This window comes from Micromonospora sp. S4605 (assembly GCF_003176715.1).
In the GTDB taxonomy this organism is placed as follows: Bacteria; Actinomycetota; Actinomycetes; order Mycobacteriales; family Micromonosporaceae; genus Micromonospora; species Micromonospora echinaurantiaca.
Window position 1 is genome coordinate 1 of record NZ_QGSW01000087.1, and the last position, 18502, is coordinate 18502.

17 protein-coding genes and 1 pseudogene are annotated in these 18502 nt (G+C 73.7%); 12 read left to right on the forward strand and 6 right to left on the reverse strand.

The window, feature by feature from the left end:
- Positions 1–275: pseudogene (locus DLJ47_RS05375) on the reverse strand (hypothetical protein); the annotation flags it as partial.
- Positions 276–448: 173 nt separating this feature from the next.
- Between DLJ47_RS05375 and DLJ47_RS05380 the strand changes: the two are divergent.
- From DLJ47_RS05380 to DLJ47_RS05415, 7 genes are all read left to right on the forward strand, one after another.
- Entirely contained in the window at positions 449–2428 is a 1980-nt protein-coding gene (locus tag DLJ47_RS05380; RefSeq protein ID WP_109898984.1) for a TIGR03960 family B12-binding radical SAM protein, read from the forward strand.
- Between the two features lie 172 nt (positions 2429–2600).
- Positions 2601–3320 (forward strand): TIGR03936 family radical SAM-associated protein, encoded by a 720-nt coding sequence (locus DLJ47_RS05385; protein WP_109898985.1) that lies wholly within the window; start codon positions 2601–2603, stop codon positions 3318–3320.
- A gap of 131 nt (positions 3321–3451) precedes the next feature.
- Positions 3452–6475, forward strand: coding sequence for an Rne/Rng family ribonuclease (locus DLJ47_RS05390; protein ID WP_109898986.1), 3024 nt, complete (start codon positions 3452–3454; stop codon positions 6473–6475).
- 438 nt (positions 6476–6913) lie between these two features.
- Positions 6914–7228 carry a 50S ribosomal protein L21 gene (rplU, locus tag DLJ47_RS05400; RefSeq protein ID WP_109898987.1) on the forward strand — a complete coding sequence of 105 codons (315 nt, stop codon included), beginning with the start codon at positions 6914–6916 and terminating at the stop codon, positions 7226–7228.
- An 11-nt stretch (positions 7229–7239) separates the two neighbouring features.
- A complete protein-coding gene (gene rpmA, locus DLJ47_RS05405; protein ID WP_088992381.1) occupies positions 7240–7494 on the forward strand; it encodes a 50S ribosomal protein L27 in 255 nt (84 codons plus the stop codon).
- Between the two features lie 91 nt (positions 7495–7585).
- The gene (gene obgE / locus DLJ47_RS05410; protein ID WP_109898988.1) at positions 7586–9055 is read left to right on the forward strand and encodes a GTPase ObgE; all 1470 of its coding nucleotides are present in this window, start codon (positions 7586–7588) and stop codon (positions 9053–9055) included.
- Between the two features lie 70 nt (positions 9056–9125).
- Positions 9126–9575 carry a GNAT family N-acetyltransferase gene (locus DLJ47_RS05415; RefSeq protein WP_109898998.1) on the forward strand — a complete coding sequence of 150 codons (450 nt, stop codon included), beginning with the start codon at positions 9126–9128 and terminating at the stop codon, positions 9573–9575.
- A gap of 48 nt (positions 9576–9623) precedes the next feature.
- Here DLJ47_RS05415 and DLJ47_RS05420 read toward each other — a convergent pair whose 3' ends face one another.
- Both DLJ47_RS05420 and DLJ47_RS05425 read right to left on the reverse strand, forming a co-directional pair.
- Positions 9624–10283, reverse strand: coding sequence for a DUF6766 family protein (locus DLJ47_RS05420; protein ID WP_109898989.1), 660 nt, complete (start codon positions 10281–10283; stop codon positions 9624–9626).
- Between the two features lie 107 nt (positions 10284–10390).
- Entirely contained in the window at positions 10391–10873 is a 483-nt protein-coding gene (locus DLJ47_RS05425) for a DUF4383 domain-containing protein (protein WP_109898990.1), read from the reverse strand.
- A gap of 251 nt (positions 10874–11124) precedes the next feature.
- Between DLJ47_RS05425 and DLJ47_RS05430 the strand changes: the two genes are divergently transcribed.
- From DLJ47_RS05430 to DLJ47_RS05440, 3 genes are read left to right on the forward strand one after another with little or no spacing between them, the layout of a single operon-like run.
- Positions 11125–11901, forward strand: a complete 777-nt coding sequence (locus DLJ47_RS05430) for a hypothetical protein (protein ID WP_109898991.1) — start codon at positions 11125–11127, stop codon at positions 11899–11901.
- Positions 11902–11929: 28 nt separating this feature from the next.
- On the forward strand, positions 11930–12397 hold the full coding sequence (locus tag DLJ47_RS05435; RefSeq protein WP_109898992.1) for a phage holin family protein: 468 nt from the start codon (positions 11930–11932) through the stop codon (positions 12395–12397).
- Entirely contained in the window at positions 12394–13044 is a 651-nt protein-coding gene (locus tag DLJ47_RS05440) for a DUF3618 domain-containing protein (RefSeq protein WP_109898993.1), read from the forward strand. The genes DLJ47_RS05435 and DLJ47_RS05440 overlap by 4 nt, the downstream gene beginning before the upstream one ends.
- 109 nt (positions 13045–13153) lie before the next feature.
- Here the strand turns inward: DLJ47_RS05440 and DLJ47_RS05445 are convergent, their stop codons facing one another.
- Complete coding sequence (locus tag DLJ47_RS05445) at positions 13154–14326, reverse strand: glycosyltransferase (RefSeq protein WP_233257669.1); 1173 nt, start codon at positions 14324–14326, stop codon at positions 13154–13156.
- Positions 14323–15060, reverse strand: coding sequence for a class I SAM-dependent DNA methyltransferase (locus tag DLJ47_RS05450; protein ID WP_233257670.1), 738 nt, complete (start codon positions 15058–15060; stop codon positions 14323–14325). Before DLJ47_RS05450 ends, DLJ47_RS05445 begins: the two co-directional genes overlap by 4 nt.
- Positions 15061–15207: 147 nt before the next feature.
- Between DLJ47_RS05450 and DLJ47_RS05455 the strand changes: the two genes are divergently transcribed.
- Positions 15208–15843, forward strand: coding sequence for an SRPBCC family protein (locus DLJ47_RS05455; RefSeq protein WP_109898995.1), 636 nt, complete (start codon positions 15208–15210; stop codon positions 15841–15843).
- Positions 15840–17012 (forward strand): zinc-dependent alcohol dehydrogenase, encoded by a 1173-nt coding sequence (locus DLJ47_RS05460; protein WP_109898996.1) that lies wholly within the window; start codon positions 15840–15842, stop codon positions 17010–17012. Before DLJ47_RS05455 ends, DLJ47_RS05460 begins: the two co-directional genes overlap by 4 nt.
- 67 nt (positions 17013–17079) lie before the next feature.
- Here DLJ47_RS05460 and DLJ47_RS05465 read toward each other — a convergent pair whose 3' ends face one another.
- Positions 17080–18327 (reverse strand): cytochrome P450, encoded by a 1248-nt coding sequence (locus DLJ47_RS05465; RefSeq protein WP_109898997.1) that lies wholly within the window; start codon positions 18325–18327, stop codon positions 17080–17082.
- Positions 18328–18502: the final 175 nt, after the last annotated feature.

Below are 18502 nucleotides of genomic sequence, written 5' to 3' on the forward strand. Positions count from 1 at the left end.
GTGCCGGCCGGGTCGGCGGAGGGCGTGCGGAGGTCGGCCGGCGGGTCGCTCGCGGTCGCCGTGGCTGCGCCGGCCGGTGCCGTGCCGGCCTCCGGGGCCGGGCCGGGCGGGTCGGTGGGCAGCGTCGGGGTGCCCTCCGGGCCGGTGCGGGGCTGGTCGTCCGGCGGTACGGGGGAGAGGGTCGGCTCCTCGCTGACCACCGGATCCCGGTCCGGGTGCTGGTCCGGGGGGCTCCCGTCGGCCGGCCGGTCGGCTCCCGGCTGCGGCTGCGGCATCGCGGCAATCTCCTCTCGCGCCGATCCGAGGTTAGTACCGCCGCGCCACCGCCGCCGATCCGCCCACCACCGGTGCCGGTGACCCGGGCCGACGGCGGGTGACCATGCCGTCCGGGCGCGTGCTGGTGGCGTGCACGCGGTCACCGCCGCCGGGCCGCGTACCCTTGGGCATCATGAGCGTCCCGTCCACCACCGCGCGCCCCGTCGCGGGCGAATCCGTCTGGCCCCGGCTGGAGCCGCTGCTGCCCCAGGTGACCAAGCCCATCCAGTACGTCGGTGGCGAGCTGGGTGCGGTGGTCAAGGACTGGGCCGCGGCGACAGTGCGCTGGGCGCTGATGTACCCAGACGCCTACGAGGTGGGCCTGCCCAACCAGGGCGTGCAGATCCTCTACGAGGTGCTCAACGAGCAGCCCGACGTGCTCGCCGAGCGGACGTACGCGGTCTGGCCGGACCTGGAGCGGCTGATGCGCGCGCACGGCGTGCCGCAGTTCACCGTCGACGCGCACCGCTCGGTGCGTGACTTCGACGTGTTCGGCGTCTCCTTCTCCACCGAGCTGGGCTACACCAACCTGCTCACCGCGATCGACCTGGCCGGCGTCCCGCTGCTCGCCGCCGACCGCACCGACGCCGACCCGGTGATCGTGGCCGGCGGGCACGCCGCGTTCAACCCGGAGCCGATCGCCGACTTCGTCGACGCCGCCGTGCTCGGCGACGGCGAGGAGGCGGTGCTGGAGATCACCGCGATCGTCCGGCAGTGGAAGGCGGAGGGCAGCCCGGGTGGGCGCGACGAGCTGCTGCTGCGGCTGGCCCGCACCGAGAGCGTCTACGTGCCGCGCTTCTACGACGTCGACTACCTGCCGGACGGCCGGATCCAGCGGGTCGTGCCGAACCGGGCGGACGTGCCGTTCCGGGTGCACAAGCGCACGACGATGGACCTGGACGCCTGGCCGTACCCGAAGAAGCCGCTCGTGCCGCTGGCCGAGACGGTGCACGAGCGGTACGCGGTGGAGATCTTCCGGGGCTGCACCCGGGGCTGCCGGTTCTGCCAGGCCGGCATGATCACCCGGCCGGTCCGCGAGCGTTCCATCACCACAGTGGGGCAGATGGTGCAGCAGGGGCTGGAGTTCTCCGGCTTCCACGAGGTGGGCCTGCTGTCGCTGTCGTCGGCCGACCACTCCGAGATCGGCGACATGTGCTCCGGCCTGGCCGAGCAGTACGCGGGCACCAACGTCTCGCTGTCGCTGCCGTCCACCCGGGTGGACGCGTTCAACATCGACCTGGCTCAGGAGCTGTCCCGCAACGGCCGGCGGACCGGCCTGACCTTCGCCCCGGAGGGCGGGTCGGAGCGGATCCGCAAGGTCATCAACAAGATGGTGTCGAAGGACGACCTGATCCGCACGGTGGTCACCGCGTACACCAACGGCTGGCGGCAGGTGAAGCTCTACTTCATGTGCGGCCTGCCCACCGAGACCGACGACGACGTCCTCGAGATCGCCGACATGGCGCACGAGGTGATCCGGGCCGGCCGGGCGGCCACCGGCTCCAAGGACATCCGCTGCACCGTCTCCATCGGCGGTTTCGTGCCGAAGCCGCACACCCCGTTCCAGTGGGCGGCGATGGAGCGGCCGGAGGTCATCGACGGCCGGCTCAAGCTGCTCAAGCAGGCGATCAACGCCGACCGCTCGCTGGGCCGGGCGATCGGCTTCCGCTACCACGACGGCGAGCCGTCGCTGATCGAGGGTCTGCTCAGCCGGGGTGACCGCCGGGTCGGCGCGGTGATCCGCAAGGTCTGGGAGAACGGCGGCCGGTTCGACGGTTGGAGCGAGCACTTCTCCTACCAGCGCTGGGTGGACGCGGCGGCCGAGGTGCTGCCCGCGTTCGGGGTGGACCTCGACTGGTACACCACCCGGGAACGCGACGAGCTGGAGGTCCTGCCCTGGGACCACCTGGACTCCGGGCTGGACAAGGACTGGCTCTGGCAGGACTGGCAGGACTCGCTCTCGGAGTACGAGCAGGACGACTGCCGGTGGACCCCGTGCTTCGACTGCGGCGTCTGCCCCGCCATGGACACCGAGATCCAGATCGGCCCCACCGGCAAGAAACTCCTCCCGCTGACCCCGATCAACGGCCTCAAACTCCCCACCCCGCAGTAACTCACCCCGCGCCTGCGGCCCACTCGGTTGATCATGAAGTTGTTGTCACCGCCACCGCGTGTCGTCGACAATGACTTCATGATCAACGGGCACTGACCGAACGAGGAGCACGACGATCAGCAAGAGACCACAGCCGGAGGGCGGGCAGGCGCCGGTCGTCCAGCGCGTCCGGATCCGGTACGCCAAGCGCGGACCGCTGCGGTTCACCTCGCACCGGGACTTCGCCCGTGCGTTCGAGCGGGCGCTGCGCCGGGCCGGGGTGCCCGTCGCCTTCTCCCAGGGCTTCACCCCACACCCCAAGATCTCGTACGCCAGCGCGGCGCCGACCGGCGTGGCGAGCGAGGCCGAGTACCTGGAGATCGGACTGCGCGAGCAGGTCGACCCGGCGCAGCTGCGCGCCGCCCTGGACGCCGCGCTCTCGCCCGGCCTCGACGTGCTGGAGGCCGTGGTGGCCACCGGCGGCAGTCTGGCCGACCGGATCGAGGCGTCGCACTGGCGGATCGAGCTGCCCGAGGTCGATCCGCGCGTGCTGGCGGCCGCGGTGTCCGCTTTCACCGCCGCCGACGAGGTGCTGGTGGAGCGGATGACCAAGCAGGGCCGGCGCACCTTCGACGCCCGAGCAGCAGTCATCTCCATCGATGCCGTGGCGCCGACGGAGACGCCTTCCGGGGTGGTGGGCGTACCGTGTGCGATACTCGAACTGGTCGTGCGGCAGGTCACCCCCTCCGTACGACCCGATGACGTCCTTTCCGGCCTCCGCGTGGTGGCCGCCCTGGAGCCGCCGGTTTCGCCGAGGGTGATCCGGCTGGCTCAGGGCACGCTGACCGCGCAGGGTGCGATCGCGGATCCGTTGGAAGCGGACCGCGACGGGGCAACCATCGGCGGGCACTGACCGACGGTCAGCGCCCAGGCAGGCAGACTTCGCCGGTCGCACGACTCGCGCGCCCGGCGGAAACACCTTTGCGGCAACCCTGCGTGGCAGCGCTCACCCGCGCCCGGGGCGGCCAGAACTGGAGAACGTCCATGCTCGAGAACGAGCCCGAGGGCGGCGAACGGACCGGTGCACAGCCGGCCGGCGAGACCGCCGACAACAGCAGCACCCTCGACGGCGGTGCCGTCGGAAGCGCCCCGCTCGCGGGGCCCGAGGGCGAAGCCCCGGCCGCGCCGACCCGGCGGCGGACCACCCGGCGGCGGGCCGCCCCGCTGAACCAGCCCGAGCAGGTCGAGGCGCCGGTCGAGGCGTCCAGCGCGCCGACCCCGGGCAGCGGGGAGGCCCCGGAGGCCGAGGTCCTCGCTCCGATCTCCGGCGACCTCGACGCCGCGCCGAAGACCCCGCGTCGCCGGCGCAAGGCCACCACCGCGAAGGCGGCCGAGGAGCAGCCGGCCGAGGTGACGGAGGCGTCCGCCGAGGCCGCGCCGCCGGTCAAGGCCACCCGTACCCGGCGGCGGAAGGCCGCCCCCGCGGCGGCCGAGCCGGCCGCGGAGACGCCGGCCGAGGGCGCCGCCCCGGCCGTCGAGCCCGCTGGCGCCGCCCCGGCCGGAGCCGGCCCGGAGACCGGGCCGGCGGCCGGAACCGACTTCGGCGCTGCCGCGCCGGCGTCCGACAGCGGGGCCGAGTCCCGCTCCGGTGAGGTCCCGCCGGGCGTGGCGGTCAGCCCGCCCGAGGAGGAGGAGGCCGAGCCGGCAGCGCCGGAGGTCGTCGAGCCGGAAGTCGTCGAGCCGGAGCCCCGGACCCGCCGCCGGCGGGCCGCGCTCTCCGCGCCCACCGTCCTGTTCATGGCACCGCAGCCGGAGGAACTCCCGGTCGCCCGGGTCGTCCCGCCCGCGCCGGTCGAGGAGCCCGCCGAGGAGACGGCCGAGCCGTCCCGCCGGCGTCGGCGGGGTCGCCGCGAGGCCGAGCCGGTCGAGGCGGTGGAGGTCGAGGAGGAGCCGACCGAGGAGGCCGAGGAGGCCGAGGAGGTCGCCGAGGAGGACGAGGAGGCCGCGGCCGCCCGCCGCCGTCGCCGCCGGGGTCGCCGTGGCCGGGGTCGCGGCAAGGGCGGTGTCGAGGACGCCGAGGACGAGGAGGCCGAGGAGGCCATCCGGGCCGAGGCGGAGGAGGCTGAGGCGGAGGAGGCCGAGGAGGCCGAGGAAGAGGAGGCCGAGGGCGGCGAGGGGCTGACCCGCCGCCGGCGCCGCCGGCGCCGCCGGGGTGCCGGGGACACCGAGGGGGCCGCCGACGACGGCGTGCCGACCGTCGTCAAGATCCGCGAGCCCCGCCGGACCGTCGACGAGGTGCAGGGCGTCTCCGGCTCGACCCGGCTGGAGGCCAAGCGGCAGCGCCGCCGGGACGGCCGCGAACAGCGCCGGACCCGCCCGCCGATCCTCAGCGAGTCGGAGTTCCTGGCCCGCCGGGAGGCGGTGGACCGGGTGATGGCGGTGCGCCAGCGCGGTGACCGCACCCAGATCGCCGTCCTCGAGGACGGTGTGCTGGTCGAGCACTACGTCACCCGCAACTCGTCCGGCACGATGGCCGGCAACGTCTACCTGGGCAAGGTGCAGAACGTCCTGCCGAGCATGGAGGCGGCCTTCGTCGACGTCGGCCGCGGCCGCAACGCGGTGCTCTACGCCGGCGAGGTCAACTGGGACGCCACCGGCCTGGAGGGGCGGGCCCGCTCGATCGAGCAGGCGCTGAAGTCCGGCGACTCCGTGCTGGTGCAGGTCACCAAGGACCCGATCGGGCACAAGGGCGCCCGGCTGACCAGCCACATCGCGCTCTCCGGCCGGCACCTGGTCTACGTGCCCAACGGCAACGCCTCCGGGATCAGCCGGAAGCTGCCGGACAACGAACGCAAGCGGCTGCGGGACGTGCTGAAGAAGCTGGTGCCGGACGGCGCGGGCGTGATCGTGCGGACCGCCGCCGAGGGCGCCAGCGAGGACGAGCTGGCCCGCGACGTGAAGCGGCTGCAGGCGCAGTGGGAGGACATCCAGGCCAAGGCGGCCTCCGGCGGCGCCCCGGTGCTGCTCTACGAGGAGCCGGACCTGGTCATCCGGGTGGTCCGGGACCTGTTCAACGAGGACTTCCGCGAGCTGGTCATCGAGGGCGACGAGGCGTACGACATGGTCGAGTCGTACCTGTCGCACGTCTCGCCCGACCTGGTGGCCCGGCTGCGCCGGCACGTCGGCACCACCGACGTCTTCGGCGAGTACCGGATCGACGAGCAGATCCTCAAGGGGCTCGACCGCAAGGTCTTCCTGCCCTCCGGCGGTCACCTGGTGATCGACCGGACCGAGGCGATGACCGTGGTCGACGTGAACACCGGCAAGTACACCGGCGCCGGCGGCAACCTGGAGGAGACGGTCACCCGGAACAACCTGGAGGCCGCCGAGGAGATCGTCCGCCAGCTCCGGCTGCGCGACATCGGCGGCATCGTGGTGATCGACTTCATCGACATGGTGCTGGAGTCGAACCGGGAGCTGGTGCTGCGCCGGCTGACCGAGTGCCTGGGCCGGGACCGCACCAAGCACCAGGTCACCGAGATCACCTCGCTGGGGCTGGTGCAGATGACCCGCAAGCGGATCGGCGCCGGCCTGCTGGAGGCGTTCAGCGAGACCTGCGAGTGCTGCAAGGGCCGCGGCGTGATCATCCACACCGAGCCGGTGCCGGAGAAGCCGCGCGCCGGCGGGGCGGGGGAGAAGGTCAAGGCGGTCGCCTCGGCGGTCGCCGCCCCCGAGTCGACCGGCGGGGCGTCCCGACGCCGGGGCCGCAAGAGCGCGCCGGCCGAGCGGACAGTGGTCGAGGTGACCGACACCGACACCGACACCGCCACCACGACGACGGACGCCGACTACCACGACACCATGGGCTACGACCTGTCCCGCTACGAGTCGGACACGGCCGCCGCACCGGAGGTGTCCGACAGCCAGCAGGGCGAGTCGGCCCGGCTGGCCGCGCCGGACGACCCGGACGCGCTCGCCGAGGCCGAGGCCGAGGCCGAGGAGTCGGAGGGCGGCACCGGGCGGCGCCGGTCGCGCCGTGGCGGCGCCCGGCGGCGTACCCGGCCATGACCGGCTGACCAGCCTCGGGTTTGACAGGGCCCCTTCCCCGGCAATGTCCGGTGGGAGGGGCTCTGCCGTCGGCCCGGTCGGCCGAGGCCGCCCTCACCGGCTGGCGGACCGCCCTGCGGCAGCAGGCGGAACGGGGCCGAGGATCCCCAGCTCAAGACCCTGCTGGCCGACCTGGCCGGCGAGGTGGCGGCGCTGGGCACCGACCTCGACGCGATCGACGAGACCGAGCTCGACCGGCTCCAGCAGCGCCTCGACCAGCTCTGCGGCCGCTGACCGGCCGGCCCGGTTTGGGCGTCCGGCCAGGCATGGCGTACGCTTGCCTGCGGCGCACTTTGGTGTGCCGAGTTCCCGCGTGCCCACGCCGCCGTGCCACTGCTACCCGGCGAGCCGCCGCGGGGACTACCGCCAGCAGCCTCAACGACAGGGAGTCCGCCTCCGATGTACGCGATCGTCAAGACCGGCGGCAAGCAGTACAAGGTCGCCGAGGGCGACGTGATCGAGGTCGAGAAGCTCGTCGGTGCCCCCGGCGACGCGGTGAAGCTTGCCGCGGTGCTCCTCGTCGACGGTGACGACCTGGTGACCGACGCGGCGAAGCTTGCCAAGGTCGAGGTGTCCGGCGAGATCGCCGCGCACACCAAGGGCCCGAAGATCCGGATCCACAAGTTCAAGAACAAGACCGGCTACCACAAGCGCCAGGGTCACCGCCAGCCGCTGACCCAGGTCAAGGTGACCGGCATCTCCAGCGGGAAGTAGGTCGTCCTCCAATGGCTCACAAAAAGGGTGCGTCCAGCTCGCGTAACGGCCGTGACTCCGCGGCCCAGCGGCTCGGCGTGAAGCGCTTCGGTGGTCAGGTCGTCAGCGCCGGCGAGATCCTCGTCCGGCAGCGTGGCACCAAGTTCCACCCCGGTGACCTGGTCGGCCGCGGCGGTGACGACACGCTCTTCGCGCTGGCCGCCGGTTCGGTGCAGTTCGGCACCAAGCGCGGTCGCAAGACCGTCAGCATCGTGCCGCAGCAGTAGTTGTTCGGTCGAGGCGGGCCGCGGACCTGGTGTCCCGGCCCGCTTCGCCGTTTCTCGTGCGGGGACGTGCCTCGCTGGAAGGATTGGCGTCGTGACGACGTTCGTTGACCGGGTCGTCCTGCACCTGCAGGCCGGCGACGGCGGGCACGGCTGTGTCTCGATCCACCGGGAGAAGTTCAAGCCCTTCGGTGGCCCAGACGGCGGCAACGGCGGGCACGGTGGCAGCGTGTCGCTGGTGGTCGACCCGCAGGTGCACACGCTGCTCGACTTCCACTTCCGTCCGCACGTCAAGGCGCCGAACGGCAAGGGCGGTGCCGGTTCGAACCGGGACGGCGCCAACGGCGGCGACCTGGTGCTCAAGGTGCCCAACGGCACAGTGGTGCAGACGCTCGACGGCACCGTGCTGGCCGACATGGTCGGTGCCGGCACCACCTTCGAGGTGGCCCGGGGCGGGCGCGGCGGGCGGGGTAACGCCGCGCTGGCCAACGCCCGGCGCAAGGCACCCGGCTTCGCCGAGCTGGGCGAGCCCGGCGAGCACCTCGACGTCGTGCTGGAGCTGAAGAGCGTGGCCGACGTCGGCCTGGTCGGCTTCCCGTCGGCCGGCAAGTCGTCGCTGATCTCGGTGATCTCCGCCGCCAAGCCGAAGATCGCCGACTACCCGTTCACCACCCTGGTGCCCAACCTCGGCGTGGTCCGGGTCGACAACCACACCTTCACCGTCGCGGACGTGCCGGGGCTGATCCCGGGCGCGGCCACCGGCAAGGGGCTCGGCCTGGAGTTCCTCCGGCACGTCGAGCGGTGCGCGGTGCTGGTGCACGTGATCGACACGGCGTCCCTGGAGCCGGGGCGGGACCCGCTCGCCGACATCGACACCATCGAGGCCGAGCTGGCCGAGTACGGCGGGTTGGCCGACCGGCCCCGGCTGGTCGCGCTGAACAAGGTCGACGTGCCGGACGGCCGCGACCTCGCCGAGATCGTCCGCCCCGACCTGGAGGCGCGGGGTCTGCGGGTGTTCGAGGTCTCCGCGGCCACCCGGGAGGGGCTCAAGGAGCTCACCTACGCGATGGCGGAACTGGTGGAGGCGGCGCGCCAGGCGGCCCCGCCGGCCGAGCCGACCCGCATCGTGATCCGCCCGACGGCGGTGGACGACGCCGGGTTCACCATCGAGCCGGCGCCGGACGGCGCCTGGGTGGTGCGCGGCGTACGGCCGGAGCGCTGGGTGCGGCAGACGAACTTCGACAACGACGAGGCGGTCGGCTACCTCGCCGACCGGCTGGCCCGGCTGGGTGTCGAGGAGAAGCTCGCCAAGGCCGGCGCCGAGGCGGGCGACCTGGTCCGTATCGGCGACCGGGAGTTCGACTGGCAGCCCACCCTCTACGCCGGCGTCGACTTCATCCCCGGCAACCGGGGCACCGACGTGCGGCTGGAGGAGAAGTCGGCCCGGGCCTCGGCGGCGGAGCGGTTGGCGGCCCGCAAGGCCCGCCGGCAGCGGCCGGCCGACGAGATCGAGGCCGGCGAGGCGGCGGCCGACGATCCCGCGGTGGAGGCCGACGCCGAATAGCTGGTTGCGCTCCGTGACCAGGCCGCCCGCCGGAAACCTGGGCGAAATCCGCGCGTCGTAACGTGGCGTGATGCTGATCGAGTCACGTCCCGCCACCGATCCGGAGATCGCCGCCCTGGTCGCGGCCCAGCAGCGCGAGTTGCGCGAGGCCGATGGCGGGCTGGACGGGCAGGTCACCGTGACCCACGACGACATCCGCTACCTGGCGGTGGTCATCGACGGGCGCGCGGTGGCCTGCGGCGGGATCCAGGCGCTGGACGCCGGCACCGGCGAGCTCAAGCGGATGTACGTGCGGCCCGCGTACCGGGGGCGGGGGATCGCCCGGCAGTTGCTCGTCGCGCTGGAGGAACTGGCCTTCCGGCAGGGGCACGAGACGGTCTGCCTGGAGACCGGCAGCTACCTGCCGGCGGCCATCGGCCTCTACACCTCCAGCGGCTACCAGCCGATCCCGGTCTACGGCGAGTACGTCGACAACCCGTACAGCGTCTGCTTCGCCAAGCGGCTGCGCGTGCCGGCCTGACGGCGCGCCGGTCACCCCGCCGCCGGCCACCGACGGCCGGACGGCCGGTCAGTCGCCGGTGTGCGCGTGCTCGACGGTGACCGGCTTGGACTCCGGCGAGGCGTGCTGGCGCAGGACGATGCTCAGCACGATCAGGGTGCCGACGGCGAGGAACTCGCTCTGCCAGTTCTGCATGGACTGGAACCAGAAGTCGCTGGTGCCCAGGAACTCCCAGACGCCGATCGGCGGGGCGCCGCTCTGCAGCGCCTGCTGCTGGTTGTACTCGGCGGTGCCGGCGAACAGGTGGCCGAGGAACGAGCCGGCGAAGATCAGCAGCAGCGCGATGGAGAGGCTGTTGCGGTAGACCACCAGGGGCAGCCCGCCGGCGCGTACCGGCCAGGGGGATTCCGGCTTGGCCCGCCGCTCGTCGTCCTCGGGCCGGTCGGTCTGCTCCAGCGGCTTCGACTCCGCCGATCCGCGCTGCACCAGGTACGCGGTGAGCAGCACGTAGCCGCCCATCTGGAGGAACTCCGACTCCCAGTTCTCGAAGACCGCCTCCAGGAAGTGCCCGCTGCTCAGGTACGCCAGCCAGCTCACCTGGGGTGCCCCGTACTCGGCCAGTTCCTGGTTGTGGGTCTGCCAGCCGAACACGCTCTGCAGCACCAGGAAGACCAGGAACGCGCCGAACATCGACACGCTCAGCGCGTTGTCACGCAACCAACGGGGCATCGTCGCCTCCTCGCCGGAGATCCTGTGACTCTCCGTTGCCCCACCGGATCAGCCGGCAAACTCCGCCGACGCTCCGGTCACGCCCCCGGGTACGGCGCCGCCGCAGGTCAGGGGCGGTCGAACGGGGTGTCCAGCCGGCTGCCGGTGCCGAGGTGGTTGGAGAGCAGCAGGCCGAGGGCGAGCATGCCGAAGCCGAGCACCAGGTGCAGCCAGTTGACGGCGTCGTTCAGCGGGATGAAGTTCGCCGCGCTCTCCCGGTTGATGACGAAGCCGTAGAGCCAGAGCCCGAGGTAGAGCGCGCCGCCGCCGGCCAGGAAGAGGCGGGCCCCGGCGACACTGCGGGCCATCAGCAGGCCGAGCAGGCCGAAACCCAGGTGCAGGATGTTGTGCAGGATCGATACCTGGAACACCCCGAGCAGCTTGGCTTCCGAGTGGTGCCCGGCGAAGGTCATCTCGTCGTAGCCGGTGGTGATGCCGGGGATGAAACCGAGCACCCCGATCAGGGCGAAGATCCCGGCCGCGGCCAGCGCGGCGAGTTGGACCGCGGACTTTCGCCCCGCGACCGCGCCACCGCGTGCGTCACGCGCCATCGATGTCACCTCCGTGGATCCGCGGAGTCTCCGCGGCGCCGGTCGCGAGGAACGCTCGTGACAGTCCGTATCGGCGACGTCACCCCAACCCGACGATCCTCCATTTTGTAACCCTGCGCGGACGGCTCCGCAGAGAAATGGCGAATCAGGTATGGACCCGGCGACGCAGGGTAGGTGAATCTGCGCGCCGGTCGGACGGCCGGCGCGTTCCCCCAGCACACCGCGACGACTTTCCGAGCGGAAGGGACATCATGACTTACGATCTGTCACCCACGCCTGCCACGTACGGGCAGGAGTCGACGAACGGCGGCGGCGTCCGCGAGCAGGCCCGCCAGGTCGGGTCGGAGGCCAAGCAGGCCGGCGGCGCCGTCGCGCAGACCGCCAAGGAACAGGGCGCCGAGGTCGGCCGTGAAGCGGCCCGGCAGGCCCGCAACCTGTACGGCGAGGCCCGCAGCCAGCTCGTCAGCCAGACCAACGAGCAGCAGCGCCGCGCCGCCGGCGGGCTCCGCTCGCTCGCCGACGAGATGCGGACCATGGCCGAGCAGGGCGGGCAGGCCGGCCCGGTGAGCGAACTCGCCCGCCAGGCCGCCGACCGGGTGCACGGGGTGGCCGGCTGGCTGGAGGCGCGCGAGCCCGGCGACATCCTCGCCGAGGTGCGCGACTACGCCCGCCGCAACCCGGGCACCTTCCTGGTCGGCGCGGCCGTGCTCGGCGTGCTCGCCGGTCGGCTGACCAAGAACATCGCCGCCACCGGCGACGGCCAGGGCGGCAGCCACCGGGCGTACGGCTCGGACGCCGGCTACGACCCGGACCAGACAGCGGTCATCCCCACCCCGCCGGCCCCCCGGGCGGTCCCGGACGCCGTGCCGCCGGGCGGCTACCTCGACCCGGCGCCGGCCGCCCGCCCGGACACCGGCACCACCACCAGCTACGCCGACCCGGCCGGCGGCACCGGCCAGCCGCTGCCGCCGGTGAACCAGACCGACCCGCTGCCGGGCGTGCCGTCCAGCGGAACCACCCGTCCGTGAGCCGAGTCATCCGAAGGGAGGCGGCGGCATGAGCATGCCGACGCAGGGGTCCGGACTGGACTCCGGTTACCAGCCCCCCGCGGGTGCGCCGCACACCGCGGACGAGGTCCGGGGCAGCTCGATCGGCGAGCTGATGCGCCAGGTCACCACCGACCTGTCCACTCTGCTGCGCCAGGAGGTGGAGCTGGCCAAGGCGGAGATCCGCCAGGAGGGCAAGAAGGCGGGCAAGGCCGCCGGCTTCTTCGGCGGCGCCGGCTTCGGCGGCTACATGGTGGCGCTGTTCCTCTCGCTGGCCCTGTGGGCCGGGCTGTCCAACGTGATGGACGCCGGCTGGGCGGCGTTGATCGTGGCCGTCATCTGGGGCGCGATCGCCGCCGTCCTCTACTTCATGGCGAAGAGGAACGCGGAGCGGATCCGCGGCCTCAAGCAGACCAACGACAGCGTGCAGCGGATCCCCGACGCGCTCAAGCCCCACCCGCAGGAGGTCACCCGATGAGCACCGACCCCGCCCAGATCCGCCGGGAGATCGAGGCCACCCGCAACAACCTGAGCTCCGACGTGGACGCGCTGGCGTACAAGGTCAGCCCGAGCCGCATCGTCGACGACCGCAAGCAGCGGGCCCGTACCGCGCTGCAGAATGTGAGGGACAAGGTGATGGGAACCGCTTCGGACCTGGGCCACGGCACCGGCCACGCCGCCCACTCGGTGGGCGACCGGGCCTCGTCGGCGGCCCACACGGTCAGCGACAAGGCCCAGTCGGCGGCCTCGACCGTCGGCGACGCCGCGCAGCGGGCGCCGCAGGCCATCCGGGAGAAGTCCGAGGGCAACCCGCTGGCCGCCGGCCTGATCGCGTTCGGCGTCGGCTGGCTGGCCTCGTCGCTGATCCCGGCCACCCGCCGCGAGCAGCAGGTGGCCACCCAGGTCAAGGAGAAGGCCGGCGAGCACACCGGCGTGGTCAAGGAGAAGCTGGCCGAGGTGGCCGGTGAGCTGAAGCAGGAGCTGCGCGAGCCGGCGCAGCAGGCGACCGAGTCGGTGAAGTCCACCGCGCAGGATGCCGTGCACGCCGTGAAGGACGACACGAAGTCCGCCGCGCAGGACGTGAAGGACCAGGCGCAGCACTCCCGCGACCAGGTGCGGTACTGACCCGGCCGGTCACCGTACACCGCAGCTCGCGGCCACTACCCGGCACCGCCGGCGAGTGGCCGCGAGCTGTCGTGTGCGCCCCGACCGGGCGGAAGGTGCGAGATCGCGGTCAGTGGAGGCGGCGGCGGAGGGCGCGTTCGGAGTGCGCGGCGTGCCGGACGCGGGTGCCGGCGTAGCGGACGCCGCCGAACAGGACCCGCCGGCCGACCGCCAGCCAGGCGCAGACGCCCCGCTCCAGCAGCCACAGCGGCGCCGCCAGGGCGGTGGCCGGCGGGAAGACCGCCGCGCCGCCGGCCCGCCGCCGGCCCACCTCGGCCAGCCCCACCGTGGTCGCCACCGCGCCGAGCAGCAGGCCCGGTCGCCGGGCCCGGGCCGCCGCCGCCAGCGCCGGCAGGACCGCCAGCGAGGTGAGCAGCCGCGCCGGCTGGGCCAGGTCGTCGTACGCCTGCCGGACCCGCTGCCCCCGGAAGTGCGCGGTGTCCGGCGGCAGCCGGCGGACGTACAACCCGGCCGGGGCCGCCTCGGTGCCCCCGTACGCGCGCACCGTGCGGATCAGCTCCAGGTTCTCGAAGAGCACGTCCGGGTCGTAGCCGCCCATGCCGAGGAAGGTGCTCCGGCGCACGCCGAGGGTGCCCGGGTAGTCCGCGCCGAGCGCCCGGTTCAGCAGCGTCCGCCCGGTGTCCCAGTACGCGTGCCAGGGCAGCGGGTCGAAGTAGTTCTGCGGCCGGACCAGGTCCACCCGGTGCAGCAGCCGGTGCACCGCGCGCAGCCCGATCTCGTCGTAGCGGACGTCGTCGTCGGCGATCACCACGTGCTCGTGCCGGGCCGCCCGGACACCGGTGTGCACGCCGACGACCTTGCCGTTCACGCCGTTCAGCGCCGGATCCGGGGGCACGTGCCGGAGCAGCCCGCGCCAGGTGCGCGCGTGCCGGGCGAAGACCTCCGGGGCGGACCCGTCCACCACGGTCACCTCGACCCGGGTGGCCAGCCAGCGCAGGTAGTCGGTCAGCTCGGCCAGGCCGGCGTCGTCGGCCCAGCGCAGCGGCAGCACGTACGACACCGGGAGCCGGCGCGGCCGGCCGTCGGCGGACCCGGTGCGGCCGGGCGTGGCGCGGTCGACGGCACCGCCGCCAGCGGTCGACCCGGTCGATCCGGTCGACGCGGTCGGTCCGGTCGACGCGGTCGATCCGGTCGGTCCGTTCGCCGCCGGCGAGGCGGGGGCGACCGGCCGGGCGGGGTCGTCGCCGGTGGCCCCGCCGGCCGGGCGGGTCGGGGCGCTCACGCCGCCTCCGGCCGCCGCCAGACCGATACGTGCTCCCGGCTGTCGTCGGTGAACGGCTCGGCGGCCCAGCCCGCCCAGCGGTGTTCCCGGACCATCCCGGCCAGCTCGGCCATCAGGTCCAGCTCGGCCGGCCAGGCGTAGCGGTGGTTGGCCGGCAGCAGCCGTACGCCGCCGTCGGTGAGCCGGATCTTCGTGGTGGTCATCCGCTGCTCGGCCGGGTGCAGCACGGCCGCCTCCAGCAGCACCTCGTCCTCGGCGACCCGCACCGGCCGCAGCGCGGACCCGGCCCGGAACGCGCCCGGGTCGGGCACCCAGGCCTCGACCACGAACCGGCCGCCGGGGCGCAGGTGGGCGGCGGCGTTGCGGAAGCAGGCCACCTGCGCGGCCTGGTCCGGCAGCGCGAAGACGGTGTTGAAGGCCAGCACGACCAGGGCGTACTCGCCGGGCACCCGGGTCTGCGCGAAGTCGCCCAGGGCGACCTCGACCCGGTCGCCGCCCGGTTTGGCCCGCAGCCCGGCCACCATCTCCGGCGACCCCTCGATGCCGGCGACGGTCAGGCCCCGCGCCAGCAGCGGCAGCGCCAGCCGCCCGGTGCCGATGCCGAACTCGCAGACCGGGCCGCCGTCCGCCAGCGCCGCCAGCCGCTCCACCGCCCCGGCCGGGTCCAGGTGGGCGTACGTGTCGTCGTACACGGCGGCGACGTGCCGGCCGTAGGCGCTGGCGTCGAAGGGCAACGGGGCCTCCCCGGGCGAGGTGTCGGTGCCCGCAGCAGGTGCCCGGATATCTCCCGATCAAACCGGTCCGTCGTTTCGGCCGGCCGGGGCCGGGTAGCGCACCGGGCACGGGCGGTCCAACCCCGAGACGCCCGTGGAGGAGACGTGATGATCAGCAACGGAACGAGGTGGGCGCTGCTCGGCGCCGGGGCGTTGACAGCGGTCGGCGCGGGCCGGGCGCTGGCCCGGCGCCGCCGTCGTCACCAGCCGGAGCGGCAGGACGGCTGGTACGTGGTGCGGCGCGGGGTCACCGTCGACCGGCCGATGGAGGGGGTGATCGGCTTCTGGACCGACCGGGAGCGGCTGGACCGCGCGCTGGCGGAGTGGGCGACGCTGGAGCAGCTGGCCGAGAACCGCTGGCGGTGCGTGGCCCGTGACCCGGCCGGCGGCGGCACCGAGTGGTGCGCCGAGATCCGCGTCGCCGGCCCGGGACGGCTGACCTGGCAGGTGACCGACGGGCCCGCGCAGCACGGCACGGTCGAGCTGGTGCCCGCGCCGCAGGACCGGGGCACCGAGATCCGGGCCGAGCTGCGCTACCGCTCCGGGCCGGTGCGCCGGGCGCTCGGCCTGGCCGCGAGCGACGAGCCGGACCTGGCCCTGCGGGACATTCTGCGCCGGGTGAAGTCACTCATCGAGGCCGGGCAGGTGATCGACACCCGGCGTGACCCGTCCGGCCGTGGCCCGGCTCAGGAACAGGCGACCGACAAGGTGCGCGAGAAGCTCACGACGGGAGGCCGGGCGTGAAGGCGCTGTGCTGGGAGGGAGTTGGCAAGCTCGCGGTGCGCGACGTGCCCGAGCCACGGATCCGCGCTGAGGGGGACATCGTCGTCAAGGTCCGGGCCAGCAGCGTCTGCGGCTCCGACCTGCACCTGATCAACGGCTACCTGCCGGCGATGCGCGAGGGGGACGTGCTCGGCCACGAGTTCATGGGCGAGGTGGTGGAGACCGGGCCGGGCGTGCGGCGGCTGACGGTCGGCGACCGGGTGGTGGTCGGCTCGGTGGTGGCCTGCGGCGGCTGCTGGTACTGCCGGACCGAGCAGTACTCGCTCTGCGACAACTCCAACCCGCAGCCGGTCCTCACCGAGAAGCTCTGGGGGCACTCGCCGGCCGGCATCCTCGGCTACTCGCACGCCGCCGGCGGCTACACCGGCTCGCACGCCGAGTACGTCCGGGTGCCCTTCGGTGACGTCGGGGCGTTCACGGTCCCCGACGGGGTGCCGGACGACTCGGTGGTGTTCGCCTCCGACGCGATGCCCACCGGCTGGATGGCGGCCGACTTCTGTGGGCTGACCGGTGGCGAGGTGGTCGCGGTCTGGGGCGCCGGCGGGGTGGGGCAGATGGCCGCCCGCGCCGCCCAACTGCTCGGCGCCGGGCGGGTGATCGTCATCGACCGGCTGCCGGAGCGGCTGGCCACCGCGGCCGACCGGCTCGGCGTGGAGACGGTCAACTACGCGGAGACCGACGTGTTGGAGGCGTTGCGCGAGCTGACCGCCGGACGGGGACCGGACGCCTGCATCGAGGCGGTCGGCATGGAGAGCCACGACGTCGGCCCGGCGTACGCGTACGACAAGGCCAAGCAGACCGCACGCCTGCAGTCCGACCGGCCCACCTCAATCCGCCAGGCGATCATGGCCTGCCGCAAGGGCGGGACGGTGAGCATCGTCGGCGTCTACGGCGGCCTGGTCGACAAGTTCCCGCTCGGCGCGGCGATGAACAAGGCGCTGGTGCTGCGGATGGGGCAGATGCACGCCCAGCGCTACATCCCGATGCTGCTGGACCGGCTCGCCGCCGGCGAGATCGACCCCGGTTACCTCGCCACCCACCCGATGTCGCTGGAGCAGGGCGTCCGCGGCTACGAGGTGTTCGAGAAGAAGCAAGAGGGCTGTCTGCGTACCGTGTTGCATCCGGCCTGACCGGCGCCGCGACCGACCCGCCGAGGGCCGCCCCCGCCGGGGCGGCCCGTCCTGCCCGGGCGCTTCGTCAGGCGGTGCGCCGCACGTTGGTGATGAGGAAGCCGCTGGGCGGCAGCGCCGGAATCCGGCGCAGGCTCACCGCCAGGTTCTGCGGTGGTACGTCGTACCGCATCGCGGTGGTCAGGTTGGTCACCGCCCGCTTCATCAGCTCGATGGTGATCCACTCGCCGGCGCAGCGGTGCCCGGTCAGGTGCTCGCCGCCGCCCTGCGGGATCAGCCCGAACGGGTCGGCCCGCCAGTTGGCGAAGCGCTCCGGGCGGAACTGCTCCGGCTGGGGCCAGAGGGTGTGGTCGTGGTTGGTGCCGTACAGGTCCAGCACCACCCGCCGCCCGCGCGGGAAGTGGTAGCCCTGCCAGTCGAAGGAGCGCCGGACCCGGGCCGCCGCCATCGGGAAGAACGGGTAGTAGCGGCGGACCTCCTGGACGAAGCACTCGGTGGCCTCGTCGCTCTCCCCGGCCCGCTGCCGCCAGGCCGGGTGGTCGTGCAGGGCCAGCGCGGCGAAGACGATGAAGCGGTCCACGGCCACCGTCGGCCGGAGCACGTTGAGCAGTTCCACCGCGGCGATCCGCCGGGGCAGCGGCCGTCCCCGCTCATCCCGGTGGTCGGCGATCACCCGGAGCGCGCTGCCCTCCGGGGCGGGCAGCGTCCCGGCCCGGGCCCGCTCGACGAGGTCACCCGCCCAGTGTTCGCCGCGGCGGCGGCCCAGCAGGCCGCGCCAGTGCCGGGGGCCGAGCGCGGCCGGTCCGTCGATCATCGCGTGCAGCTCGTCGGTACGCCGGAGCACCTCGGTGCCGGCCAGCGGCACCCCGGCCCAGGCGCAGACCGTCCGGGTGAGCATCCGGCCCAGCTCGTCGTAGAGCACGACCGGCCCGGACCTCTCCCAGACCGGGATCCGGGCCCGCCACTCGTCGTCGAAGAGCTGGCCGATCTGCCGCACCGCGGTCGGCGTCATGATCGACATCAGCATCGCCTTGCGGTCCCGGTGCGCCGCGCCGTCGAGCCCCTGCGCCCCGCCGCGACCGGTGAGCGTCCGCTGGGCCCGCAGCGGCATGGCGCCGGCGCGGACGAAGCGCTCGTTGTCGTAGAAGAGCTGCGCGGCCGGCCGGCCACGCAGGCAGATGGTGCGTTCCAGCAGCAGCCGGGTCTGGAAGATGTCGGTGCCGTACCGGTCGCACCGGCCGCCGACGAACCGGTAGCCGTCGCGCAGGAAGGCGAGGGTGCTGTCCGGGCTGCGGTCCGCCGGGATGGACGGCATCGGGCCTCCTGACGCTGGGTGGCGGGGGCCCTGGTCGGCCCGCCGATCTGCTCGACCGCGTTGCTTCTACCCAGGTCAGGGACGCTGAATCCCCGAGCCGGCCGGGCCCGCGGGGGCGGTGGACCCCGGAGCGCGGCCGCTGTCCCTTATCCACATCTGACGCTGCCGACGAATA

What these genes read in the sequence shown, in the direction of transcription:
- DLJ47_RS05435 (WP_109898992.1), top strand. Translation starts at nt 11,930, where the DNA reads ATGAGCATGCCGACGCAGGGGTCCGGACTGGACTCCGGTTACCAGCCC.
- DLJ47_RS05425 (WP_109898990.1), bottom strand. Translation starts at nt 10,873, where the DNA reads ATGGCGCGTGACGCACGCGGTGGCGCGGTCGCGGGGCGAAAGTCCGCG.
- DLJ47_RS05430 (WP_109898991.1), top strand. Translation starts at nt 11,125, where the DNA reads ATGACTTACGATCTGTCACCCACGCCTGCCACGTACGGGCAGGAGTCG.
- DLJ47_RS05420 (WP_109898989.1), bottom strand. Translation starts at nt 10,283, where the DNA reads ATGCCCCGTTGGTTGCGTGACAACGCGCTGAGCGTGTCGATGTTCGGC.
- DLJ47_RS05440 (WP_109898993.1), top strand. Translation starts at nt 12,394, where the DNA reads ATGAGCACCGACCCCGCCCAGATCCGCCGGGAGATCGAGGCCACCCGC.
- rplU (WP_109898987.1), top strand. Translation starts at nt 6,914, where the DNA reads ATGTACGCGATCGTCAAGACCGGCGGCAAGCAGTACAAGGTCGCCGAG.
- DLJ47_RS05465 (WP_109898997.1), bottom strand. Translation starts at nt 18,327, where the DNA reads ATGCCGTCCATCCCGGCGGACCGCAGCCCGGACAGCACCCTCGCCTTC.
- rpmA (WP_088992381.1), top strand. Translation starts at nt 7,240, where the DNA reads ATGGCTCACAAAAAGGGTGCGTCCAGCTCGCGTAACGGCCGTGACTCC.
- DLJ47_RS05380 (WP_109898984.1), top strand. Translation starts at nt 449, where the DNA reads ATGAGCGTCCCGTCCACCACCGCGCGCCCCGTCGCGGGCGAATCCGTC.
- DLJ47_RS05455 (WP_109898995.1), top strand. Translation starts at nt 15,208, where the DNA reads ATGATCAGCAACGGAACGAGGTGGGCGCTGCTCGGCGCCGGGGCGTTG.
- DLJ47_RS05390 (WP_109898986.1), top strand. Translation starts at nt 3,452, where the DNA reads ATGCTCGAGAACGAGCCCGAGGGCGGCGAACGGACCGGTGCACAGCCG.
- DLJ47_RS05415 (WP_109898998.1), top strand. Translation starts at nt 9,126, where the DNA reads ATGCTGATCGAGTCACGTCCCGCCACCGATCCGGAGATCGCCGCCCTG.